This is a genomic window from Maribacter flavus, from assembly GCF_008386635.1.
GTDB lineage: Bacteria > Bacteroidota > Bacteroidia > Flavobacteriales > Flavobacteriaceae > Maribacter > Maribacter flavus.
This window is the reverse complement of sequence record NZ_VUOE01000001.1, coordinates 1537731-1562798: the sequence shown is the minus strand read 5'-3', so window position 1 is coordinate 1562798 and position 25068 is coordinate 1537731. Positions and strand designations below refer to the sequence as shown.

General features: G+C 42.9%; 22 protein-coding genes. 11 read left to right on the top strand and 11 right to left on the bottom strand.

Annotation, left to right across the window (positions count from 1 at the left end):
- Window positions 1–15 precede the first annotated feature (15 nt).
- Both rnpA and F0361_RS06790 read left to right on the top strand, forming a co-directional pair.
- Window positions 16–414 (top strand): ribonuclease P protein component, encoded by a 399-nt coding sequence (gene rnpA, locus F0361_RS06795; RefSeq protein WP_246160824.1) that lies wholly within the window; start codon window positions 16–18, stop codon window positions 412–414.
- Window positions 395–2029, top strand: a complete 1635-nt coding sequence (locus F0361_RS06790; RefSeq protein WP_154917763.1) for a S41 family peptidase — start codon at window positions 395–397, stop codon at window positions 2027–2029. The genes rnpA and F0361_RS06790 overlap by 20 nt, the downstream gene beginning before the upstream one ends.
- On the opposite strand, the gene F0361_RS06785 is transcribed toward F0361_RS06790, so the two are convergent.
- The 3 genes from F0361_RS06785 to F0361_RS06775 are packed head-to-tail and all read right to left on the bottom strand — an operon-like array spanning window position 2030 to window position 4914.
- Entirely contained in the window at window positions 2030–2932 is a 903-nt protein-coding gene (locus F0361_RS06785; RefSeq protein ID WP_246160823.1) for a 3-keto-disaccharide hydrolase, read from the bottom strand.
- Window positions 2933–2950: 18 nt separating this feature from the next.
- Window positions 2951–3778, bottom strand: coding sequence for a PIG-L deacetylase family protein (locus F0361_RS06780; protein ID WP_161598216.1), 828 nt, complete (start codon window positions 3776–3778; stop codon window positions 2951–2953).
- Between the two features lie 29 nt (window positions 3779–3807).
- Window positions 3808–4914, bottom strand: coding sequence for an acyltransferase family protein (locus F0361_RS06775; RefSeq protein ID WP_154917761.1), 1107 nt, complete (start codon window positions 4912–4914; stop codon window positions 3808–3810).
- Between the two features lie 91 nt (window positions 4915–5005).
- Between F0361_RS06775 and F0361_RS06770 the strand changes: the two genes are divergently transcribed.
- From F0361_RS06770 to F0361_RS06755, 4 genes are read left to right on the top strand one after another with little or no spacing between them, the layout of a single operon-like run.
- Complete coding sequence (locus tag F0361_RS06770) at window positions 5006–6508, top strand: S10 family peptidase (RefSeq protein WP_154917760.1); 1503 nt, start codon at window positions 5006–5008, stop codon at window positions 6506–6508.
- Between the two features lie 4 nt (window positions 6509–6512).
- Window positions 6513–7466 carry an MBL fold metallo-hydrolase gene (locus tag F0361_RS06765; protein WP_154917759.1) on the top strand — a complete coding sequence of 318 codons (954 nt, stop codon included), beginning with the start codon at window positions 6513–6515 and terminating at the stop codon, window positions 7464–7466.
- A gap of 6 nt (window positions 7467–7472) precedes the next feature.
- Window positions 7473–8336 carry a fructosamine kinase family protein gene (locus tag F0361_RS06760; RefSeq protein WP_154917758.1) on the top strand — a complete coding sequence of 288 codons (864 nt, stop codon included), beginning with the start codon at window positions 7473–7475 and terminating at the stop codon, window positions 8334–8336.
- A gap of 33 nt (window positions 8337–8369) precedes the next feature.
- Complete coding sequence (locus F0361_RS06755; RefSeq protein WP_154917757.1) at window positions 8370–10493, top strand: outer membrane protein assembly factor BamB family protein; 2124 nt, start codon at window positions 8370–8372, stop codon at window positions 10491–10493.
- A gap of 160 nt (window positions 10494–10653) precedes the next feature.
- Here F0361_RS06755 and F0361_RS06750 read toward each other — a convergent pair whose 3' ends face one another.
- Window positions 10654–11877, bottom strand: a complete 1224-nt coding sequence (locus tag F0361_RS06750) for a porin family protein (RefSeq protein ID WP_154917756.1) — start codon at window positions 11875–11877, stop codon at window positions 10654–10656.
- 765 nt (window positions 11878–12642) lie between these two features.
- Between F0361_RS06750 and F0361_RS06745 the strand changes: the two genes are divergently transcribed.
- The gene (locus F0361_RS06745) at window positions 12643–14121 is read left to right on the top strand and encodes an acyl-CoA synthetase (RefSeq protein WP_154917755.1); all 1479 of its coding nucleotides are present in this window, start codon (window positions 12643–12645) and stop codon (window positions 14119–14121) included.
- A 135-nt stretch (window positions 14122–14256) separates the two neighbouring features.
- The gene (locus F0361_RS06740) at window positions 14257–15777 is read left to right on the top strand and encodes a sodium:solute symporter family protein (protein ID WP_154917754.1); all 1521 of its coding nucleotides are present in this window, start codon (window positions 14257–14259) and stop codon (window positions 15775–15777) included.
- 162 nt (window positions 15778–15939) lie between these two features.
- Here F0361_RS06740 and F0361_RS06735 read toward each other — a convergent pair whose 3' ends face one another.
- Window positions 15940–17481 carry a sulfatase family protein gene (locus F0361_RS06735; protein WP_154917753.1) on the bottom strand — a complete coding sequence of 514 codons (1542 nt, stop codon included), beginning with the start codon at window positions 17479–17481 and terminating at the stop codon, window positions 15940–15942.
- Between the two features lie 158 nt (window positions 17482–17639).
- Window positions 17640–18824: a C40 family peptidase gene (locus F0361_RS06730; RefSeq protein WP_154917752.1), complete on the bottom strand. Its 1185-nt coding sequence runs from the start codon at window positions 18822–18824 to the stop codon at window positions 17640–17642.
- Window positions 18825–18967: 143 nt separating this feature from the next.
- On the opposite strand from F0361_RS06730, the gene dcm reads away from it, so the two are divergent.
- From dcm to F0361_RS06715, 3 genes are all read left to right on the top strand, one after another.
- Window positions 18968–20194 (top strand): DNA (cytosine-5-)-methyltransferase, encoded by a 1227-nt coding sequence (gene dcm, locus F0361_RS06725; protein ID WP_154917751.1) that lies wholly within the window; start codon window positions 18968–18970, stop codon window positions 20192–20194.
- Between the two features lie 9 nt (window positions 20195–20203).
- Complete coding sequence (locus F0361_RS06720; RefSeq protein ID WP_154917750.1) at window positions 20204–20812, top strand: hypothetical protein; 609 nt, start codon at window positions 20204–20206, stop codon at window positions 20810–20812.
- 69 nt (window positions 20813–20881) lie between these two features.
- The gene (locus F0361_RS06715) at window positions 20882–21256 is read left to right on the top strand and encodes a hypothetical protein (protein WP_154917749.1); all 375 of its coding nucleotides are present in this window, start codon (window positions 20882–20884) and stop codon (window positions 21254–21256) included.
- 209 nt (window positions 21257–21465) lie between these two features.
- Here the strand turns inward: F0361_RS06715 and F0361_RS06710 are convergent, their stop codons facing one another.
- The 5 genes from F0361_RS06710 to F0361_RS06690 all read right to left on the bottom strand — a co-directional run bounded on the left by F0361_RS06710 (window position 21466) and on the right by F0361_RS06690 (window position 25066).
- Window positions 21466–22344, bottom strand: a complete 879-nt coding sequence (locus tag F0361_RS06710; RefSeq protein ID WP_154917748.1) for a GIY-YIG nuclease family protein — start codon at window positions 22342–22344, stop codon at window positions 21466–21468.
- A complete protein-coding gene (locus F0361_RS06705) occupies window positions 22344–23045 on the bottom strand; it encodes an endonuclease/exonuclease/phosphatase family protein (protein ID WP_154917747.1) in 702 nt (233 codons plus the stop codon). Before F0361_RS06705 ends, F0361_RS06710 begins: the two co-directional genes overlap by 1 nt.
- A 94-nt stretch (window positions 23046–23139) precedes the next feature.
- A complete protein-coding gene (locus tag F0361_RS06700) occupies window positions 23140–23583 on the bottom strand; it encodes a GNAT family N-acetyltransferase (protein ID WP_154917746.1) in 444 nt (147 codons plus the stop codon).
- Entirely contained in the window at window positions 23580–24005 is a 426-nt protein-coding gene (locus tag F0361_RS06695; protein ID WP_138256671.1) for a PH domain-containing protein, read from the bottom strand. Before F0361_RS06695 ends, F0361_RS06700 begins: the two co-directional genes overlap by 4 nt.
- 140 nt (window positions 24006–24145) lie before the next feature.
- Window positions 24146–25066, bottom strand: coding sequence for a cation diffusion facilitator family transporter (locus F0361_RS06690; RefSeq protein ID WP_154917745.1), 921 nt, complete (start codon window positions 25064–25066; stop codon window positions 24146–24148).
- Window positions 25067–25068 lie beyond the last annotated feature (2 nt).

Sequence of the window (25068 nt, the reverse complement as noted above, 5' to 3'; positions counted from 1 at the left end):
TGCTAAAAAATGGACGTGCCCGAACAAAAAAAAGACGTTTCCTTCGGTAAGAAAGAGAAGCTAAAAAGCCAAAAAAGTATTGGCCAACTCTTTACCGAAGGAAAAAGTCTTTCCATATTCCCCCTTAAACTTATCTATTTGGAAACCGCTCAGCAAGATGTTCGCATAAAAGCCGCGGTGACCGTTCCAAAAAAAAACTTCAAACGTGCCGTTCATCGAAATAGAATCAAAAGACTGCTACGGGAGTCCTACCGATTGAACAAAGGCCTGGTTTTTAACAATACACAAGGAAACTTTGCGTTTTTATTTTTATACCTTGGAAAGGAAATGCCTGCTTTTGTGGATATAGAGTCCAAAATGAAGCTGCTTTTAGAGAAATTTAATGCCCGGATTCATGAAAAAACTAGTGCGTAAAAGAGTTGTTGTTCCCGTTCTAGCCCTTACTTTTCTTATTGTTGGAAGTAGTTTTAAAAGCGATTTTTTTGAAATAGCGAAGCAAATAGAAATTTTCACTACGCTTTTCAAGGAGCTTAATATGAACTATGTGGACGAGACAAATCCAGCGGAACTTATGGATACCGCCATTAAGAACATGCTGGAGGATTTGGACCCTTATACCAAGTTTTTAAACGAACAGGATGTAGAATCGTACCGAATAAACAATGCAGGGGAATATTCCGGTATTGGAGCGTTGGTACGCACCTACAAGGACAGGCTGTTGATCGTTGAACCGCATCAGGGATATCCTGCGGACAAGGCCGGTTTAAAGGCCGGGGACCAGATCATTCAAATAGGGGATATCAAGGTGGCGGATTTTGAGGACAACGCCAGTGAGCTTCTTAAAGGTTCCGAAGGTTCCACCGTGGACATTATTTACAAGCGACAAGGGAAGATAAACAGTACTACCATTGAACGGGGAGGAATTGAAGTGGATGCCGTGCCTTTCTACAAAATGATAGACGACAAAACCGGGTACATTGTTTTGTCAAAATTCAATGCCAAGGCCACGGACCAAACAAAAAGTGCCTTGCTCGACCTCAAAGGAAAAGGGGCCGAAAAAATAGTACTGGACTTGCGCGACAATCCGGGAGGGTTGCTGTCAGAAGCCATAAACGTCACAAACTTATTTGTTCCCAAAGGCGAATTGGTGGTGACCACAAAATCCAAAGTAAAGAAATTCAATAGGGAATACCGCACAAGCAACCAACCCGTGGATACGGAAATTCCTTTGGTGGTCTTGGTAAATGGGAGCAGTGCCTCTGCAAGTGAAATCGTCTCGGGCAGTTTACAGGACTTGGATCGGGCAGTCATTATGGGGGCCCGTAGTTTTGGAAAGGGCTTGGTGCAAAGACCCTTAAAATTGACCTATGGTACGCAGTTAAAGGTGACCATTTCCAGGTATTACACGGCATCCGGACGTTGCATCCAGGCCTTGGATTACTGGAACCGGGATGAAAATGGCAATGCCATCAGAAATACCCAATTCAATGATTTTACCACCAGGAACGGAAGAAAGGTTCAGGATGGCGGGGGCGTCTTGCCCGATATTGAAATCGCCGCGGTCAAAACGAACGATTTAACCATGGCATTACTGCAAAACAATGTCATTTTCGACTATGCTACGGATTACTACTTTAGCCATAAAGTAGCCGATGTAGGCGATTTTCAGTTTTCTAATTCTGATTTTAACGACTTTAAGGCCTTTGTAAGGGAAAGCGATTTTTCCTTTGAGACCAAAGCGGAAAAGGCAATTACCGAAGCACTTTCCGGTCCAGAAAACGATTTCTTGGGTCAAGAAGTAAAGGATAGTTATAAGACCTTGTTGGCCAATATTCAAAAAGGCAAGATAAATGCCTTGGACAAGTATCAAAAAGAAATCCAGAAAAATTTAGAGGACGAAATTATCAAGCGCTATTTTTATCGTGATGGGCTTTATCAATACTACCTATCCCATGACGATGCTATTTTAGCGGCATCGGAACTATTGGAAAATTCCTCAAAATACAACAGTATCCTAGGCAATAGATAATTATCGGAATTCACAATTATTCGGGTCCGGCTCAATATAGTACGGCTTATAGTTGACGGCCTGAGGGTCCATACAGCCCTTTAAGTTCCTTATTTTTATGTTGCGGAAATCTATCGGCTGACCCTCACTTTGTAAGGCTATAAAACCTTCCTTCAAGGGTGTACCCGGTGTAAAGATGTTTGGATCGTACCCATTGACGACGCCACCACCCATTTGCGGTTTTGTATATTCCAATACCGTTTTACCGTTGATGATATGCTGTACCAAGGAATCCCCGTACACGATAAGCTCCGCTTTTACCCATTGGTCGCCAAAATAGGTGTCGGAAATCGAATTGACACAATGGTTGGGGTCGAGCTTTCCGTTGTAGAAAATATCCGTTCCAGGGGAGCACATATTCCCTGTGGGCCGTTCTTTTCCTTCCTCCACACCCGCCAAGAATTGCATCTCGACGGAAATGGGCCAATCCTGTTCCTTAAGAATCGTTCTAGGGTCTTGGGAGTGAAACATGACCCCACTGTTCAAAAGGGTATAGTCCGGAGCACCCGGAAATAGGTCGCCTACAAAACGATATTCCATGGATAGGTGAAAATAGGAATACGGTTGGTCGTAATATAGATGTCCAAAGCGATCATTGAACAAGCCCTCATATTGGTCATATCTGACCTTTATGATGCTATCCTCCACCCTAAAAGTATCCCCATAGTTGTCAAAAACATCATAATGGTGGATTTTGGCAGTCCATCCGGTCAAGTCTTTTCCATTAAAAAGAGAGGTCCAACCGGTGTCGGTAGTTTCTTGTGAAATAACACCGGTATTAACTGTCATAAAAATGACCAAAACCAGTTTCCTTTTCCAGTCTATAAAATAAGTAAACAACCGTTCTATCTTGGAAAGATGCATTTCATGGTTTTTGGTATGTTATTCAAAAACCGAATCGGAATCGGATTTTGGGGCTTCAAACTTTCGTAGGTAAACGAACTTCCCATTTTTTGACTTACGGTCCATAAAATCGGCTTCCGTTAGCATGGGGTCGATTTGGCTGTAATGGCATCGGTAGGATTTAGCGGCCATTTCCAGATCTTCATCGGTGTAGGGAACTTTCGTTCTTAAATATTTGCTTGCCTGCCCTCTTAGAACTTTTCCATCGGCATCATCGATGTTGTCCAACGGTGTTCCATAAAAGTATAGCGACATGGGCTTTTGCCAATCCTTGCTTAAATACACCTGTGTAATGGAGGCACCAACCAGTCTATGGTCCATGTGCGTGGAACCGCCATCAGGGCCCCATGTGATGATGGCATCGGGCTTGGTTTTTTCTACAATATCGTTTAATTGTTTCACCATTTCCCGGGCATGGGGCACGTGCCCGTCATATCCTTCGCTTGCCTTAAGCTGATCATGAAAGTTTAAATGTGTCAGTTCAACGCCCAACAATTCTGCTGCGCAGCGCATCTCTTCCCTTCGTGTAACCACCAGTTCGTCCCCCGCCTTATGGTCATGGAAATCGTTGGTGCCATACCTGCCGTCCGTTACGACCACCAAGTGCACCTTGGCGCCTTCCCTGGTATATTTTGCCAGTATGGGGGATATCGTACTTTCATCGTCAGGGTGGGCAAAAACCGCCAAAAGGGTCTTTCCTTCATAAGGTTTTTGGGCCCAAGAACTGGACCCTGCCAGAAAAATGACAAGCAACGCAAATAGCCCTTGTCTTAGCATTTGATTTATGGATCGTTGATGTTTTTGCATGATAGATGTTTTTTGGTTCCAGCCCGTTTCTAGACTTTGAAATAAATCCTTCGCTTGTCCAAATAATACGTTATATACCATAAAAATAGGAGAATTAACAATGATTCCAAAACCAATATCCAATCCTTATACGCCTCTAGGGCATGAAAAAGACCTGTGTTCCAAAGAATGTCAAACTCCCTGAATATCAAATGACCAAAAGTCTCGGCGAACAGATAGATGAAAATGGAGTTGGTGCCAACGACCGCAAAAAATTGAAGCCATTTTTTCTTATGCCTTTTCACGTCGATTATCCAATAAAAAAAGGCAAGCGCTAAAATTGAAATTCCGCCAGATGCCAAGGTAAACGATGAGGTCGCAATACGTTTAATAATCGGTGTAATTTCAAAAAAGTCGAGTCCAAAACCTAGAACGGTGGCCAACATTCCCCAAAGAAGAAAGTTCCTGACTTTCTTGGTTTCGGCAGTAGGGTTCAGTAATAATTGACCACATACAACGCCCCAGATGGTATGGGCGGCAGTTGGAAGAAAATTTATGAATACCCAATATCCGCCGTTTACCTTCCCCATCACCAATAGGTCGACCCAAGAGCCAAAGGTTTCATGCCCTTGGGCAAAGGGAGCATTTGGGTTATAAGATCTGTATAAAATTTCCGTCAGCACCAATAGAAAAATTGAAAACCCTATTTGAAAGGCGGCGCTTTTACGCATAATGGCGTAGGCAATCAGGATTGTGAATGCCAACTGTACCAATACATTCCATAGTTCCCATACCGGGCCATGGCTGTAGACACAGTGCAACAACACCCCAAAGAGGAACAACTTTAGGCATCGCATGGCGATGTGCCTATTTAATTCGGAACGGTTTCCGGATGCCAATCGCTTTTTAAAGGAAAATGGCATGGCCACCCCAACGATGAACATAAAAAAAGGCTGTATAAGGTCCCAAAAACGAAGCCCGTTCCAAGGATGATGCTGTAATTGAAGGGCTAAAGGATACAAGGAGGACCCCTCAGTTAAACCAGCAAAACTTTCATGAAAACCCGCAGCTTCGGCAATCAAAAGAAACATAATAAGCCCCCTGAAAACATCCAAGGAGTACAGGCGCTGAGACAAAGGTTTGGCGAATTGCGACATACAATTCAGTGGTTAGGTTTAGCCCAGAAATGTACAACAATTTTTAAATGAAATGATTACCTTTCAAATACCATTTAATAGTCCGACATTTATGCATAAAATAGTACTTTTTTTCTTGTTTTTTATACCAGGTCTAACCCTTCATTCCCAATCCGATGCCCAGGAACAAGACCAAAAACCCATTCCCTATGCCAAGAGTTTTGAAACCCTCCATCAAGGGGTGTTTGGAGGAAAGACCATCAATTATACCGCAACGGCCAAAGAAACCTTTTTGACCAACAAAGCAGGCGACTCCATAGCCACATTTTGGTCGGTAGCCTACACCAAAAACCCAATTGGTGATGTAACAAAGAGGCCGGTTACCTTTATCTTCAATGGCGGGCCGGGTTCCGCTTCCCTATGGCTACACATGGGGCTTTTTGGGCCCAAAATCATAAAAGTGGATTCAGAAGCCAAGAAAGACGACGGCGCCGCGCCCTACAATCTTGTGGCCAATGAACATGGCCTTTTAGACCTTACCGATCTTGTATTTATAGATCCAGTAGGGACGGGGTATAGCAGGTTGGTAGGCAATGGCAAGGGTAAGGACTTTTACGGACTTAACGAGGATGTTGCCTCATTTGCACAATTTATACGAAAATGGGTCACAGATAACGGGCGCTGGTTCTCTCCCAAATATTTGGCAGGTGAAAGTTACGGTACCACAAGGGCCGCCTATTTGGGAAAGGCCTTGGAGGGCTCGGGTCAAAATATGGCGCTCAACGGTATGATCCTTATTTCCCAGGCTTTGGATTATGCCGGTTCTACTTCTATCCATTATAACATTACCTCTTACATCACTTATCTGCCGAGTATGGCCGCCACGGCTTGGTACCATAAAAAAGCAGGGGAAGGAAAAACACTGGAAGTCTTTGTAAAAGAGTGCAGGGAGTTTACCTATGGTGATTATACCAAGGCCCTGTATAAGGGTAACCTTTTGAACAATGCCGAAAAGGATGAAATCGCCCAGAAGCTCAGTTATTTTATTGGTTTGGACAAAGACTACATCCTTAGGTCCAACCTGCGCGTTCTTGTGGAACGATTCCAGAAAAAACTTTTGGAGGATCAAGGTTTGGCGATTGGACGTTTGGACGGAAGATTCATGGGCGACGAGGCAGATGATGTAGCCGAAAGTCCCCACTTGGGAGATCCGGCAAGCTATCAAATTGGTGCGGCCTATACCGCAGGGATCAACCATTATTTTGCGACCGATTTAAAAGTTAACATGGACCGGCCCTACATCACCTCCGGAGGTGGCGAGGGATGGCGATGGCGCACTGCTCCCGATGATGCCTATTGGGAGCCAATGCCCGTAAACACCGCCTCGTTTCTTGGCGAAACCATGAGGCGTAACCCAGAAATGAAGGTGATGGTGGCCAACGGCTATTACGATCTTATAACGCCTTTTTTTGATGCCGAATATACCTTTGCAAGAAATGGGATTGTCACCGAAAAGGTCTCCATGAAATACTACGAGGCCGGCCATATGATGTACACCCATGAGCCCGATCTAAAAAAACTGTCGGAGGATATTCGGGCATTTTTATCCCAATAAAAGGTTGAGGTTTCGTTGCTTAAATATCGCTTTTCTTTTCCTTCTACCCCACCTGAGCATTGCCCAGCATTCGTTTGTCGCCAATGACAAGGAAGGCGTGGAAGTATTCGTTTTGGGAACGGTCCAGGACGGGGGAAGTCCGCACATAGGTTGTGAAAAAGAATGTTGTGCGCAACTTTTTGAAAAAGGTGACCATTCCAGAAAGGTCGTTTCCCTGGGTGTCGTCGATTTTAAAAACAACCAAACAATTCTTATCGAGGCCACTCCAGACCTGCCGGCCCAAATAAGGGCATTGCGCGAAATGGCGCCTTTCAGGCAAAATGATTACCCAGACGGTATCTTTCTGACCCATGCCCATATTGGGCATTACGGCGGTCTTATGTATTTGGGCAAGGAAGCTGCAAACACCAAAAACATTCCTGTCTATTCCATGCCCAGAATGCATCGGTTTTTGACGGAAAATGGGCCTTGGGGACAGTTGGTGGCAACTAAAAATATCAGGCTTGTTCCAATAGAAAATGAAAGATCGGTTCAAATATCGGAGCAATTAGCCATCGTTCCTTTTGTCGTTCCGCATCGCGACGAGTATTCAGAGACCGTGGGATATAAGGTTATCGGTCCCAACAAAACCTTGTTGTTTATTCCGGATATAGACAAATGGGAAAAGTGGGAAAAGAACATTCGGGAAGAAATCAAAACTGTGGACTATGCCTTTGTGGACGCCACATTTTTCGATGCCGAAGAAATCAATTACAGGGACATCTCAGAAATTCCCCATCCCTTTGTCATTGAAAGCATGGAAACGTTCAAGGATTTTTCCCGATCCGAGAGAAACAAGGTCTATTTCATACATTTCAACCATACGAACCCTTTGTTGAGTCCCGATGCTCCCCAAACAAAAAAAGTGTTGCAGGCAGGATTTCAAATAGCAAGAAAGGGCATGGCCATTAAATTATAAACGGTTTTGGACAAAGAATTGATTGCATATCTAAATTACTTGCTTTGCACAAAAATAGAGCGTGTTTCCCCGATTTCCGGAGGGGACATCTCTAGGGCCTACCTTTTGGAATCCACAACCGAAAAATTCTTCTGCAAAATCAACGGGCAAAACAAGGCCCTTGCAATGTTCCATGCCGAGAAAAAAGGGCTCCAGGAGCTCTTGAAAACCAATACGATCGCAGCCCCACGTTCCTTTCAGGTAGCCGCCTATGAAGCAGGTGCTTTTTTCTTAATGGAATATGTGGAAACTAAAAGACCTTGTTTGGAGGATATGTCCGTTTTTGGCCGCCAACTGGCCCAATTACATCAATTATCCAATAGCCAGACATTTGGGTGGGAGGAAGACAATTTCATAGGTAGTTTGAATCAATCCAATAGAAGACATGTGGATTGGACTTCGTTTTACGTGCAGGAAAGACTCCTTCCTCAGCTATATTTGGCATTTGAGAAGGGACTCTTGGCGAAAACCGATATCCCTCCAGGAGAAAAAATGGATACAGTGTGCAACAACTTGTTTCCCAAAGTAAAACCCTCTTTGTTACATGGCGATTTGTGGAGTGGTAATTTTTTGATTTCAAAAGATGGTGTTTCCTTTTTGATAGATCCGGCTATCTATTATGGCCATCATGAGGTGGATATAGCCATGACCCGTCTTTTTGGCGGTTTTGGGGATTCCTTTTATAAAGCATACAGAGAAATCATCCCTCCTGAACCTGGGGAAGAAGAAAGAAAGGATATTTATCAGCTGTACTATCTCCTTGTCCACCTCAACCTTTTTGGGGCTTCGTATGCTGCTCCCGTCAAAAGAATTTTGTCCACCTATTTTTAGGATTTGGCTACCTTTAAAGCAAATACACATGCTATGAAGTCGCTCAAAATAATTGGCCTATTGCTTCTGATATTGGGAATAGGTTCCTGTGAAGAAAATAAAAAGGAAGCACCTGCTCAAAAAGAGTTTACTACTTGGTCCTCCTATTTGGGCGATGCGGGAAGGACCCATTTTTCCACATTGTCGCAGATTACCAAAGAAAATGTTACATCCCTCAAAGTGGCTTGGGCCTATGAATCTGAAGATTGGGGTCAAATGCAGATGAATCCTATCGTTGTGGATTCCATGCTCTATGGGGTTACCGCGGCACTTCGCGTAGTGGCACTCCATGCCGGGACGGGAGAAGAAATCTGGCAGTTTGGGGATTCCGTTAAAGTCTGGCATTCCACGAGCAGGGGCGTATCCTATTGGTCCAAAGGTGAGGATAAACGAATACTGTGTACTCGAGGTGCTTTCCTGTTCGCTCTCGATGCCTTGACCGGTAAACCCATCCCGACTTTTGGTTCGGACGGTAAGGTGGATTTACGTTCCGGTATGCCTAAAAGCGCCGAAAACAAGTTCGTCATTTCCAATACCCCTGGCACTGTTTTTAAGGATTTAATCGTCATGCCGCTAAGGGTTTCCGAAGGAGCAGGGGCCGCTCCTGGGGACATCATGGCGTTTAACGTTGTTACAGGTGCGTTGGAATGGTCGTTTCACACCATCCCGCATCCTGGGGAATTTGGCCACGAAACATGGCAAGATTCCACAACCTATAAGAGTTCCATTGTGGGCGGCGCCAATAACTGGGCAGGTATGGCGGTAGACGAGGAAGCCGAAATCATTTATGTGCCCACGGGCTCCGCTGCGCCCGACTTTTACGGAGGTGTCCGGCTTGGAAAGAACTTGTTTTCCAACTCGCTCTTGGCCTTAAATGCAAATACGGGAGAACGGCTTTGGCATTTTCAGTTTACCCATCATGATATTTGGGACCGTGACCCGCCCGCTCCGCCCAACCTGTTGGTGGTGGAAAGGGAGGGTAAAAAAATACCCGCAGTGGCCCAAGTAACCAAACAAGGGTATGTGTATGTCTTTAACCGATTGACCGGAGAGCCCTTGTTTGACATTAAAGAAGTGCCCGTGCCCAAATCGATGTTGGAGGGCGAAGAAGCCTGGCCCACCCAACCCATACCGGCACGGCCAGAGCCTTTTGCACGGCAATCCCAAGACCTAACGGAATCTGATATCAGTCCTTTTGCGGAAAATAGGGATGAGTTGATTTCCGAATTTAAGGCGGCGAACAAAACACTTTATGCCCCTCCAAATACGGAACCCGTTTTATTATTGCCCGGTTACGATGGGGCGGCGGAATGGGGCGGGGCCTCCGTGGATCCCGAAGAGGGAATTCTTTATGTAAATTCCAATGAAATGGCTTGGATGCTAGGTGTTATTGAAAACAATGAAGAAGCTCATGACGGTCCCTTGGGCGAAAGTACCTATCAAAAATACTGTGTTACCTGTCACCAACCCGACAGAAAAGGATATGCCGCAAGTGGTTTTCCCAGTTTGCTCGACCTGCAGCTCCGAAAAAACAAAAACGAAGTGGCCGAGATAATTACCAACGGAAAGGGCATGATGACAGGTTTTCCCCAGCTTTCAAAACAGGAAATGGAGGCCCTGCTAACCTTTTTATTCGATGAGGAAATAAAACATTCCGTTGCTTCGGAAAATGTACCCCAAGACACCGTTCAGGAACGTTACAAACATGCCGGATACACCAAGTTTTTGGACAGCAAGGGGCTGCCTGGCATATCTCCTCCTTGGGGTACGATGCATGCCATCGATTTGAATACCGGAAACTTTAAATGGTCCATTCCCTTTGGCAATACCCCTGAGTTGGGAGATAAGGGAATCGGTACGGGAACGGAAAATTATGGCGGTGCCGTGGTGACCGAAAACGGATTGCTGTTCATTGCGGCCACTCGGGATGGTTATTTTAGGGTATTTGACAAGGAAAATGGTAGCCTTATTTGGGAATATGAGCTGCCTGCTCCCGCTTTCGCTACTCCCGCCATGTATGAGTTTAATGGAAAACAGTATATTGCCATCGCCTGTGGCGGGGAAAAACTAGGTGCCAAAAAAGGGAATAAAATCATTGCTTTTGCCTTGAACCCGTAGCTAGTCTGTTATATAAATATAAGATTGGCCATTCATCCCTTGTTTTTACCATAACAAGTCTTGGTTCAATAAAAAAGAATAGTTTGGCGCTGGCTGTTTCGGATAGCTAAGATGAAACCTATTGTTTTGATTTAAATTCTCTGGAATTAATAAACATCTATTAAAAGACAGTATACCCTAAAATCATAGAAAAGGCATTATACTGAGAGTCCCAGGCAAAAAAGTCACTTATAATGTCTCTATTGGTAAAATACCGAGCCTCTAAACTGAATCTGTCTACTTTAAGGCCTATGCCAAATGCCCAATTGGTTGAACTTTTGCCTGTCAATGTGGTTATCGTAGGGTTATCTGTTCTTTGAATAATTAAAGTAGTTTCAGAATTAATGTCGTATACATAGGAAGCATTTATAAACAATTTGGATTTTTCTTTAAGAAAAAAATAATGCCGAAGCCCCACTGGTAGTTCAATAGAACTATATGATAAACTAGCTATTGAATTAGCCCCCGAACCATCATTTATACCGGTTGTTTTTGTTTCTTTAAAGCCCATATGGTAAGTTGGCTCAATTATTAGTCCCCATTTGTTCTTTTGAAAAGGCAAAACAAACTCTGTTTCAATACCAAAACCTAATCCAGTTTTACTCCCAAAATCTGCATATTTTGACCCTCCAAAAAAATTCGAAACAACCAATGATGATCTATTTATGCGAGGCCTAACTGTAAAATTGAAGAAGTCATATTTAGATTTCGTGCCGAAAACCTTAAATTGTTGGCCACTACACTCGTTGAATTTTATAAAATAATTGGTAAGACTGTTTTTTGTATAGGTCAATTTCTCTAACTGTTCCTTTTTTATTCCTGCACAACTTAATTCATTCCATAATTGTTGTTTAAATCGGTTATTTGTTCCCTTTTTGTCTTTATCAATCAAGTAATACTTGAAAACTAATGGCTCAATCTGGTTTGCGTCTATCGAATAAAAGAATCGTTTTAAGCCTCCGTTGCGATATTGGTATAAACTCGCATATCCTTTTGTCAATACTTCCAGGAAAACATTTTCCTTTTCAAAAATAGGGTTTCTATCCTTTCCCATTCTATTGAGGTCCTCACTAGACTTGTCAATATTTACTGTTGCTCGAACAAACTTAACAGAAGTTCCTATCCCAAACTCTTTAATGTAAATAAGAGAAGTTCTTTTGGGTTTGCCTTCTTTTGAAAGTTTATACTCAAAATCAACTGGGTTGTCTTTCCAATCCACATTCCTAATAAAGCAATCAAAAATTTGTCCGGAATTATCTATGAAATACCCCTTCTCAAAAGATATTTGTGCAAAACCTTTAAAACTAATAATTAGAAAGGAGGATAGTAATAGGCATTTTTTCATATTTGTCATTAGTTTGTCTAGAAATAAAATTATCAAAACAATTGAGAGGGAAACTATATTAATTTGATTTCAAAGTGTTTTTGAAATATTTCGATGGGTAACAAGCGTCTTCTGATTTTTGATTAAGAGCAACCTATTTTTTGGTTTTCAATTATCCATAATTGACATTCTTTAGGGGTGATATATCCTATCAAAAGCCATTCCGTGTTTTCTTTCCTTGGAATAAACTGTTTCAACCCAATACGTAACGTGAATAATGCTCTTTTATTTGACAATTTTTGATTAAGATTTCAAAGCCAGATGGGCCTGTTTAATTTTTTGCTACGATTATATATTTTTGTTAAGTCTGGTCTTTTCATATAAGAAATCTAAAATGTTTTACTTTTTTGTGCAACTTCAGTAATATTGTCTAAAACCTGAATTCTGTTTTGTCTCCTTTCTAAATGGTCATATTGATTTTATAAAAACCCTTTTTCAAGTCCATAAATGTTGTTTCAAAATAAGTGTCGAGCTAAACTGATGGCTTCAATCGAGGTCAAAAAAGAGAGGTCTTTAATAATGCTTATTGGTTGTATTTAGCAACCAATTAATTCATCTGAGGAGAAATACTAATTAAAATGGGTGGTATTTCAATATTTTTTCGAATTTAATGGAAAGCAGTATATTGCCATCGCCTGTGGCGGAGAGAAACTGGGCACCAAAATAGGGAATAAAATAATTGCCTTTGACTTGAACCCGTAGCGACAGCAACCTAACCGACCCATAATGTTAAAACTATTTGACCGCGCCAAGGTTTTTAGCACCAGAAAAGCCCTTGTTTCAAACAAAACGGAATATACCTATAACGAACTTATAGCATCGGCAGAAGCCGTAGCCGCCAATTTATTGTCCGGTTCTAAAGACCTTGAAGAGGCACGGATCACGTTTTTGGTGCCTCCTTCTTTTGAATATACCGCCATTCAATGGGGAATTTGGAAAGCGGGCGGCATCGCGGTACCCCTATGCGTATTACATCCTTTGCCCTCCATTCAATATGTGCTGGAGGATACCCAAGCGGAAATTGTCATTGCCCATAAGGATTATGTGGACTTTTTAAGGCCCTTGGAGTCAATATTGGGTATTTCCGTGGTTCCCATGGAAGATGTATTGGTGCCTAAAAAAGCAGCCCTTCCCGATCTTTCCCCAGACAGAAGGGCCATGATCTTATACACCAGCGGCACTACCAGCAAACCTAAAGGCGTAGTTACTACGCACTCCAATATTGAAGCCCAAATTACGGCCTTGGTAGAAGCCTGGGAATGGGAAAAAGACGATTATATTTTGAACATTCTACCCTTACATCATGTCCATGGAATTATCAATGTGATGAGCTGTGCGCTTTGGAGCGGGGCGTGTTGTGAGTTTTTGCCAAAGTTCAACGATGAAAAGGTTTGGGAAATTATTTGCTCTGGAAGGCTCACCCTTTTTATGGCCGTCCCAACCATTTATTACAAACTGATTGCCTTTTGGGATAATGCGAGCGACGAGGAAAAGAAAAAAATGTCCGAAGCGGCTTCCAAACTACGATTGATGGTTTCCGGTTCTGCGGCCTTACCTGTTCCCGTTCTTGAAAAATGGCGCGCCATTTCGGGGCAAACCCTATTGGAACGTTATGGAATGACGGAGATTGGCATGGGCCTTTCCAATTCCTATCGCGGGGAACGTAGGCCTGGCCATGTTGGTTTGCCCTTGCCAACGGTAGAAATGCGCCTGGTAGACCAAGAGAACAATCCTGTTGGGGCCAACGAACCGGGAGAATTCCAGATTAAGGGGCCCAGTGTGTTCAAGGAATATTGGCAAAAACCCGATGCAACGGCAAAAGCCTTTACCAAAGACGGTTGGTTCATTACGGGCGATATCGGTATGCTGAACGACGGACTTTACAAGATCTTGGGCAGGGACAGTGTGGACATTATCAAGTCCGGTGGATATAAAATATCGGCCTTGGAAATTGAGGATGTCCTTAGAAAACATGAACATATTGCCGATTGTGCCGTAGTTGGCCTGCCCGATGAAGAATGGGGCGAGGTCATTGCCGCGTGCCTGGTTCCATCGGGCGAAGGCATAAATACGGAAGCATTGAATACTTGGCTAAAGACCCAAATGCCCGGATATAAAATTCCGAGGAAATACATAATACAACGGGAGCTGCCAAGAAACGTCTTGGGCAAGGTCACCAAAAATGAGGTAAAAAAATTGTTTTAAACCAAATAACCAAACCATGGATTTTTTAACCTGGATTCCCTATGTGGGAATCTTGATTCTAGTCATCATCAACGCAGCGTTGGTACTTAAAAGGGATATTCACGTAGAGGAAAACGACCATAATCCGGAGCACTGATGGACTACTTCTACGAGCACTACGTAACCCTTATTTTAACGGCCCTTTATGTGGGAGGTTGTCTATACATTGGCTGGTATTTTAAAAAGAAGGCGTCGGAAGGTGTTGAAGGTTTTTATGTGGCCAAAAGGGAAATCCCGGGATGGGTGATTTCCTTGGCCTTTTTTTCCACATCGGCCAGTACGAACACCTATATTGGCCAGGCTGGAAAATCCTTTGAACTGGGGCTTTCCTGGGCTTGGATGGGTTTTATTTGGACCTTTTTTTGTGTCGTCTCCTGGCAATTACTGGGGCCCAAAATGCGGTTCCAGACCGCACGCTTAAAGTCGTTCACCATCCCAGATTATTTTCATCTGCGGTATAAGAGTTCCTTGACACAAACCATAAGAGTGCTTTCCGCCGTAATCATCCTCTTTGCAACACTTTGGTACATGGTAGGCATCGCCAAAGGATGCGCCCACGTGCTTACGTCCGTGTTGGATATTCCGTATGCATATGGATCTTTTGCCATTATTGCCGTAACCTGCGCCTATACCATTTGGGGCGGCATGTACAGCGTGCTTTGGACCGATGCCATACAGGGCATCATCATGTTCGGGGTGGCCATTTTGATGTTGGCCATTCCGTTTATGTATGTGGGTGGCGTGGACAATCTTTTCGAGGTGGTATCGAACACGGACCACTTGTCCAAAGCGGGCACCCCTATAAATTCCGGATTGGTAACCTTTGGTGAATTGGTTTCGTTTCTGTATATCCTGGGGATTGGGCTCTCCGTGGGTATGAAACAGATTTCGGAACCCAAAAACCTCATCCGTTTTTACTCGGTCAACAATACCAAAAGCATGCGGTTCGCCATGATATGGACGCCCGTTTTCTTAGGAATATCCTTGGTGTGTGTCATGGGTCTGGGCGCTTTGGTACACGGTATGGCAACCCCGGAAGAGGCCAATTATCTCATAAACCATACGGATGAGGTTATCGGGTTTATGTTGGATAAGTTCGATAATAAACTGGTAAGTGGTATTTGTGTGGCAGGTCTTTTTGCCGCGGGAATGTCCTCCTTGGCTTCAGTCATCATCATCATAGGAACCGCTTTCGTCAAGGACATTTGGCATGTGGCCAAGCCGATGCAAGAATCCAAGATAATTCCCAGGACCAAATGGTTCATGGCGATTTACTGTATGTTCGTTTTCTTGTTGACGCTCTACCCTATTGCAGGTATTGTGGAGCTAACCGCCTTTGCTGGCGCCGTATTTGCGGCAAGCTTTTTTCCGGCCATTTTTGGGGGACTCTATTTAAAATGGGGCACGGATATGGGCGCTTTAAGCTCTATGGTCGTGGGAATGTTAACGAATATTGTTTGGCGTTTTGTCTTTAGGTTCAATTATGAGTCCTTAAAGGACGTACACGAAATAATACCTGCTTTTCTGTTGTCGATGCTTACCTATGTGGTTGTAAGTCTTATGACCAAAAATCGCAAACCGGATAAGGCCCATTTAGACCATGTTTTTGGTCGCTGATACGGGTGGTTATGGAAAATAGGTGAAAGAACCTCGCACAAGAGAATGTTCAAAATAGCAAACAATCTCAAGAAGTTGGCTGGGCAACGTTAATTCAGCGTCATTTCATGAAATACGCTGTGTAGCCTCAAATATATCCTTGTGTTGCTGGCGCCTCCTTTTTTATGGGTCAAGGCATTGGACCTCCTTAAAACCACCACCGTCTCGAACGAGTTGTTTGTACGCTTGGATTTCTGCGGATATGTCCTTGTTTTCCATTTGATAGGTTGGGGTATAGAGGACCTCGTCCCAATAATTGGTCCTTAGTTCCTTGGCGCGTAGGTCTCCCGTGTTTTCCATCCATCCTGTCAAATGTTTTCGCAGGAGGTTCAGTACCGAGGCATACTTTGGGTTATTGGCTTCGTTCCTTAGATTGTAAGGGTCGTTTTCAAGAATGTAGAGCTCTTCTTCGGGTCGTTTCCCAAAAGCCAATTCATAATAAGCTTCCTTTTCTGAGTTCCCTTTGCCTTGCATGATCAGATATTTGGTGATGGAATTGTCCACGTCGCCATACTGCCCTACGGATTGATGCACCGTTGGGTCCCCGGCCGGCCATCGGTCCGGTTCAAAATTCCGAATATATAGATATTCATGGGTGCGCACGGCTCTCGACGGATAACTTAGATTGCCTTTGCGCACATTGGCATGGCGCTCCCGTTCCAAGAAAACAATGTCTCGGCCAGCCTTCGCAGCTTCCGTATCAAATAGCGGCAACAGTGAATTCCCGCTAAATTCGGCTTGCCGTGGCAACCCTGCGGCCTCTACAAAGGTAGGCGCAAAATCTACGAAGTTGACAAACTCCATAATACGCAAACCTCCCTCTATGTGCCCTTTCCAGTACATGGCCAAAGGCATACGGGTGCCATAATCGTACAGGTTGGCCTTGGCCCTGGGAAACGGCATGCCGTTATCGCTGGTCATGACAATAAGTGTGTTTTCCAGCAGCCCCTCTCGTTGAAGTTTGGCGATTATATTGCCGCACTCCCTATCAAAGCGCTCCACTTCATAGTAATAGTCCAAAATATCGTTCCGTACGCAGGAAACATCCGGTAAAAATTCAGGGACGGACACCCTGTTTACGTCCATCCCTGTTTTTGCCCCTGCATTGGTTTCATAGTCCCGGTGCGGGTCTTGGCTCCCGAACCAATAGGCAAAGGGCCGATTATTCTCTCTAGCTTCCAAAAAAGCCTTGAAATTATCATAATCCTTGCCCGCAGGGTTATGGGTATAGCCTCCTGCTTCAAAATCACCCGGGCCCCACCCTTTTCTGCTTTTCCCAGTATGATACCCATAATCTTCCAACAAACGCATCCAGTTGGTGAACTTGGACGGTATCACCGACCAGAGATTTCCGGCACTTTCCAGTTGGTGCGGATATTTTCCCAACAAAATGCTTGCCCGCGATGGGGAGCAGGAAGGTGCGGCGCAATAGGCATTTTCAAAAACGGCCCCGTTTTTTGCCAAACCATCAAAGGTGGGGGTACGCACCACGGCATCCCCATAAGCCCCAGCATGGGGATAGGACCAATCATCGGCAATCATAAAGACAATATTGGGCGGTTTGGCCTCTTGAGGTTTTTGGGAATATCCCCAAAAAAGCGTAAAAAACAAGATTGCGGTCAGAAAGGGAAAATACCTTTTGGGTGTTATATGTAAATGGTTCATCGGCGGAAGGTTTTCAATGGTTATCGGTTTACCAAACAATCTGGAATAAGACCTAGGAAATTATGCTCTTTGGCGATACCAATAAATATACAAAAACCAAGGGCCTATTTGAAAATCATGTCTTTTGGGTCAAAAAATCAAATCGATACTTTTAAATTTCAATCCTTGAACACGGGCGTTTGGGCCAAATCTATCAATAGGGCGTCCTGTTCCTTAAAAACACGTTTCGTTCGTAGATACCTGTTTAAATTGTATTCGTCATAGTTTTCGGCGTCCCTGTCCATACTGCTGATCCGGATTCTGTCCGAAGCATGGATAAATTCATTATTGCCGATCCACATACCTACATGTACCACTTTTTCGGCGGTGGAATCCGTTGCTTTCCGTCCAAAAAACAACAAATCCCCTTTTTGAAGCTGGTCAAAGCTTTTTGTAGAATCAATAGGAATCCCCGCATTTACTTGCTGAGAGGCATCCCTTGGGATAATCATCCCGTTTAAAAAATAGATGGTTTTGGTAAAGCCGCTGCAATCCATGCCCTTGGTAGATGTGCCTCCCCAAAGATAGGGTACGCCCATGAGGGTTTTGGAAGTCGCCACAAGGGATTCCTGGCTTCGGTCCAGAGTGCCCAACCAAGTATCATACAATGATGCCTCTTCCTTCTTTACGAAACCTTCCCGGCCATCGGGGAAACGAACCCTATAAAAATCCACACCTTCCCCGGTTGTTTCCAAAATGCTGCCCGCGACCAGATCGGATACCCGTGTTTGGGCATCGATGCCCGAAAAAACATGCCCGTAGGTATACGTAAAAATAATCTTTTTCAGGTTTGTCCAAGCCTCCAATTCGGCATCGGTCATTACCGAGATTTCGCCGGAATTTACCCAGGCCAGGTATTTATCAGGGGTTTGAATATAGTACCACCCTCCCTCCTTTTTCCAGACCTTTACCGGGGTTCCCAAAGTGGCCTGTGTGGAAAGTTCGGCGGAGTGTTTGGGCTCGCTTCGCAAGTTGGCGACGGAATTTGTCACCAAGGCAACGTGTTTGCCTTCCAAACTAGGGTCCGGTAGGATTTTAATGCTATCGGTATATACCACACCAGCTTCGTTCAATTTCTCTTTGAGGGCACTAACAGCATCGGGAACGTTGCTTTCACCAACAAGGGTCCAACCATCCTCAGAATGCTTGCCTTCAATATTGAACAACGCAACCCTTTTATCGGGTGCATGTTCCTTTTGTATTGCTTCAATGTATCCCTGAAGATTGTCGTCTACAACCGTTTTTCTATTGCATCCAAGGACCAGGGCAAAAAGAAGTATCAGACTTTTAGAGAAATATTGCATGTGGTTTTTTTGTAAAAGTAAAGAATCCCATCTTTTTTACTTGAATTGGTATTTGAATCTCATTGTATAATTTGGTTACATTAGCCCGAAAGAAAACCCAAAAGAGGATTTTTAAATTTAAACGTTGGGTTAAAAGTAACGGTGTGAACAAATTACGTGTAATAGAACTTTTTGCCGGAGTAGGTGGATTTCGTCTGGGATTGGAGCAAACCGGAAATTTTGAAGTGGTTTGGAGCAATCAGTGGGAACCCAGCACCAAGACCCAGCATGCCTCCTTGGTGTACGAAGCTAGATTTGGGTCTGAAAACCATGTGAATTCGGATATTTCCGAAGTGCCAACGGATGCCATTCGGGATGCCGATGTGTTAGTAGGGGGGTTCCCTTGCCAAGACTATTCGGTGGCCACTACCCTACAAAATTCCAAGGGATTGATCGGAAAAAAAGGGGTGTTATGGTGGAGCATCCACAGGATTTTATCCGAAAAAAAACGCCCGCCCAAATACCTTTTTTTAGAAAATGTGGACCGCTTGCTAAAATCTCCTTCCAACCAACGAGGTCGGGATTTTGCCATCATGCTCAAGAGTTTGGAAGAACTGGACTATGCCGTGGAATGGCGTGTTATCAATGCGGCGGATTATGGGATGCCCCAGCGGCGTAGGCGTATTTTTTTTCTGGGCTATCACAAAAGCACGGAGATGTATAAAAAACTGAAAAAATCGGGTGCCGAAACATGGATGCTTCAGGAAGGTGTTTTGGCCGATGCCTTTCCCGCCCACGTGGACTCGGCCAAGTCCCAAGAGTTTTTGATTGAAGGTGATTTGGTCTCGCTGTCCGAAAACTTTAACAAGGGCCAAAAACTGTCGCCTTTTGAAAATACAGGGGTCTTTGTGGAAGGAAAAGTCACCACCTTAAAGACCAAGGCCGATTATGATGATGTAAAAATGGTCCTTGGGGATGTGCTTCAAAAAGACGCTGTTCCAAGGGAATATTTCATTGATGAACAAGATGTGGCAAAATGGGAGTATTTAAAAGGGGCTAAAAAGGAGGTGCGCACCGCTAAAAACGGATTCAATTACAATTATAGTGAGGGTGCCATGGTGTTCCCCGATGCCTTGGACAATGCCTCGAGAACGATCATTACCGGGGAGGGCGGAAAAAGTCCGTCGCGATTTAAACATGTGGTTCAAACCTCCAAAGGCCTGCGCCGTTTGACGCCCATGGAATTGGAACGCTTGAACATGTTCCCGGACGATCATACCCAATTGAAGGGTATTAGCGATACCAAAAGGGCCTTCTTTATGGGGAACGCCTTGGTAGTTGGTATCATCTCAAAAATAGGAGAAGTCCTTTTCAAAAAAATCAATCCGTAATTCCCTGTTTTGAAGAGTACTTTTACATCGGACCTTGGAAAGGAAAAAAGACTCTCGGAATTGCTGGACACCTATTATTCAAAAGGGTTGAGGCACTACGATTTTGAACGGGTCCAAAGCCTACAGGAACAACTTCGGGGCGTTGATGTAATCTTTAAACATAGAACAACCCAAGAGGCTTTTCTGGTAGATGAAAAGGCCCAATTGGATTATATCAACGAGGACCTGCCCACTTTTGCCTTTGAACTCCATTACCTTAAAAAAGGTGTGCTTAAGGAGGGGTGGCTTTTTGATTCGGCCAAAAAAACCGATTTCTATGCTTTGGTAACCGCCATCTATGAAGACGAGGCCAACAAGTACACTTCGTGCAAGGTCACTTTAGTAAACCGGAGCAAATTGGTGTCCTTTTTGGAGGCAATGGGTGTGACAAGAAATTCATTGTTGGATTATTATCAAAAGGGTATGGTCCCTCATGGAAAGATGGAGATACAGGAATTAGACCCAAGAACGGCCGGTTATTTGTACCATTCCAAAAACAACAAGGCGGAGCAACCCTTCAATCTGGTCTTAAAATTGGATTTCCTAGTAACCAATAGAATTGCCAAAGTATTGGTGTGATTAAGTTAAAAACCTGTTAATCAGGGTTTAATTCTTGGATTTCTCCTGTTTTTTGTTATTTTATAGGGTATGATAAAATTAGACAAGTCAGAAAACACGGAATTTTTAGAAAAATCGATACATCATTTGGAAGCTACGGGCTTCGAGAATATCAAGGCAGATCTGGAAGGCTACGAAAAACCTAAATCCTACAGTAGAAAGGGAGCCGACGAAAAAATTACCCCGGACATCGTTGCCGTTAAAAACGGGCGAAAGTACTTTTTCGATATCAGCCTAAAATCCGAAAAGCCCCGTCTGTTAAAAACCAAATGGTTGTTCCTGGATACCTTGAGCAGGATGAAGTCCAACCGATTTAGAATCATTACTACCCGTGGACATTATAAGTTTACGGACACCATGTTGGAGGATATCAACCTAAGTAATAAAGAACCGATCAAGATTTAATTATCAAAATACGGTACTTAGAAAATATTGGCATGCGTTTGCGTGCCTTTTTGTTTTCCGTTCTATTCCAATCTTTCAATTCAAAAGCTTGGTTTTCAACAAGAATAGTTTTTTTGGCTGTCTTTGTATTTTGTCATACTGAGTGAAGCGAAGTATCTATTTTACCACAAGAAAGGATTCTTGCGACGGCTACCATAGCAAGGTTAATATTAGCTGTTTATTTTTTCTTGCACTTCCTTAAATGTCAATCCATCTTTATTTACCCATTCTGAAAAACCATTTGAGTTGCGGCCTAAAATCATATTAGATGCCGCACTTGGACTGTTAAAAACTGCGTCTTCGGCGAAGATTAATTTATCCCCATCTTCAACCATGATTTTTGTCTCAAGTAGCTTCCTTCGCATATTTCGATAAGTCTCAGTACAAGAGTTTGATAGCGATTTCTTTGCTTCACTTCCTTTAGTAACAATATATCCTTGGTCTGTTTCCATCATTTTCGCACTAAAAGTCCTTGTCTTAATAAAGTATGTCTCGTGGATTTCTGACTTATGTCGATTAAGTTGCAAGTCTTTTGTTGTTACAGTCGACGAAATCAAAAAATTGAAGCCCATGACAGGTAGGATGAGCTTTATTTGTTCCAAGAAATACTCCATATCTGAAATATCCGCTTCGTGTAGAGTTGGCAAACTTGGCGAATTTCCGTTGTCTATCTGGGCGGTCCTCGCTTCTATAGCAAGTTGAACTAATCTTGACTCTAAATATCTAATTTGCGTTTTTGTTAATAATTCGTCCTTACTGACAAAAAATATAAACTCCTTAAAGTCTTTGTTTGGATCGCTTAAGTGTTGCTTTAGTCTTACTTTGATGTTTTCTGCTTCTCCAATGTAAATTTTCTCGTCAAAGGCCTCGTCTGTCGGGTCTCCCTTTAGACAGTAAACCCCCGGGTTTTCAAACTCTGTTCTGTCCATAATTTTATTTACAGATGATCGCGGACTATAAATAGCTTTTCCAACCCAATTCCCAATTTCGCTCAATCTAGGTCCATAGGCAGTGCCATCAATCATGTATACAGTTAACTTTTTACCCATTATAATTCAAGTATTAGTGGAACATGATCGCTGAATTCAATCCAGTTAGATCGTTCCCCAATTTTAAATGATTTTGGTTTTTGAAATTCCTTACTTAAAAAGACATAGTCAATATGATATGGCTTTGCTGCATTTTTTTGAAGCCAAAATGTTGGTGTAGTTTCACATCCTTGTTCTTCACCAGAAATAATATGATATATACTTTCAATTTGCTTCTGCTTTAGTATTTGAACTACATCTGAATGATTCCACCATCTATCCCATTGATCCCAAATAGCATTGCTATTAAAATCTCCAGCTATTATTGGATTCTCGAAATATTTAAAATTTGTTTCCAGATATTTCCAAAATTGACCCATATAGCCAAAATTTGGTGAGTTATTGCGATGTGTCCAGACACCCAATAGTTGGAATTTATTATCCACTAAACAAGGTAAAAAATACTTTACAGAATGGTCTCTAAAATTATTAGACCAAACAAGTTGTTCTAGTTTAATATCTGATTTAGCGAAAATGCCAAGACCTTTGTTTTTAGAATCCCCTATCCATAAGTGGTTATTACTCCAATCTATATATCTTCTGTCACGTGTTCTACTAGGATCTTCACATTCTTGGATAACATAAATATCCGCATCTAAACTTGAAATAATATCAAATTTCTTTCTAAATGCGCCATTACAATTCCATGAAATGATTTTCACTTTTTTTTAAATGCCAACGAATGAATATAAATCAAACAGTCTATGTTCCAATTGCGTACAAAATTAAAATTAACAAACCCCTTATTGAAGCTTTTTATTTTCCCCGCACCATAGAAACATGCGGAATGCCATCTTCCAAATACTCGGGTCCTTCCGCTTTAAAGCCCAATGAATTGTAAAATTTCAACAAGTAGGTCTGTGCAGAAATTCGAATGGTTTTTGTGCCCAATTCTTCCTCAACCGCCTTTATGGATGCTTCCATTATCACCTTGCCATACCCATATTTCCGTTGACTTTGTTTGACCACTACCCTACCAATACTGGCCTCGGCAAAGTAATCGCCCGGTGCGAACACACGGGTGTAGGCAACGATTTCTCCAGCCTTTTTTCCAATAACGTGTAGGGCCTTTGCATCCTTACCGTCCAAATCCTGGTATACACAGCTTTGTTCAACCACAAATACCTCACTGCGCAGCTGTAATATTGCATAGAGTTCAGACGTATCCAATTCGTTGAATCTTTTTATGGATGTGTTCATGGGTTTACGTAGTCTTTTATAGTGGGATTTATTACCACCAAATCTTTTACGAAATTTTCCTTTTCCTTGGGAGATAGCACTAAAACTCCAAATTTATCATAGGTAAGTTGTATTCTATCCAAAGATGCCGCAGGGGCGGAAAAAATGTTTTTTGTCTTTTTTACAGATGTTATTCTTGAAATATCCAGGTGCTTTCTATACACGAAACCGCTTTTTACATACAATATATCGGCATCAATGGCATATTCCGTATGCAGCAGCAGATACGAAATAAACAGGCATACAGCGAGAAAGATACCGGAAGTCGTCAGTATGCCGGACGTATCTTCGCCCTTCACGATCATGGATACTATAATACCTAGAAAAAGGAGCATCGGAACAGCTAAAAGCCCCCAGCTAATTTTGGATTTATAGATTTTCATTAAAAAGAAAGTTTATAGTAAACCATTGTACAAACCTATAAAAATCAGAAAATTACTCTTTAAATTCTTAAAAATAGCTGATTTAAGTAAGTCAAGGATAATTAAACACATTGACAATGCCAATATCCCAAATTATCGAGTCAATCCTGAACAATCACATGTTTGGAATCGCATTTACCAAATTCCGGTTGGATGTTGATATGGTTGATGCCGTGGGTATGGTAGAGTTCTTCCTCTATCTCCTCAAGAATCGTGTCGAACTCCGATAATTTTATATCCTCCAAAAAATCGATATGCGCTTCCAAATGCACTTCATCTTCGTTCAACTGCCATATATGCACGTGGTGCACGTTTTTTACAGGTTTAATTTTCAATATGGTATCAACGATATGCTGTACCTGTATGGTGTTGGGCGTGAACAGCATCAATACCCGGGTAGAATCCTTTAAAAGGTCAAAGCCCATAAATATGAGATACACAGCGATGATAAATGTCAACAATGGGTCCACCCAATAGATTTCGTAGAACTTCATCAACAGACCACCTATCAACACGGCTACGGAAGCCAACATATCCGTAAGCAAATGCAAATAGGCGGATTTCATGTTCATATTTTTATCCGAATCCTTTTTTATGAGCAGCACACTGAAACCATTGGCGGCGATACCCAACAAAGACAGCCAAATGACCAGACTGGATTCCACTTCTTCCGGATGTATAAATCGCTCGATAGCTTCCTTTATCAACAGAACCGCAACAACGATCAATGTGGCGGAATTGACAAAAGCGGCAATGATTTCTGCCCTTTTATAACCAAATGTCTTCGTGGTCGATGCCTTTCTTTTGGAAAGAACGTTCGCTATATAACTAACGATGAGCGATAAGACATCACTAAAGTTGTGCAGCGCATCGGATAATAAAGCAAGACTTCCAGATATGATCCCCCCTACCACTTGTGAAGCGGTAATGAGAATATTCAGTAAAATTGAAATTATGAGGTTCCTGCCTTCCACCTTTGGATGGGAATGTCCGTGTGCGTGATGATGGTGACCGTGGCCCATAC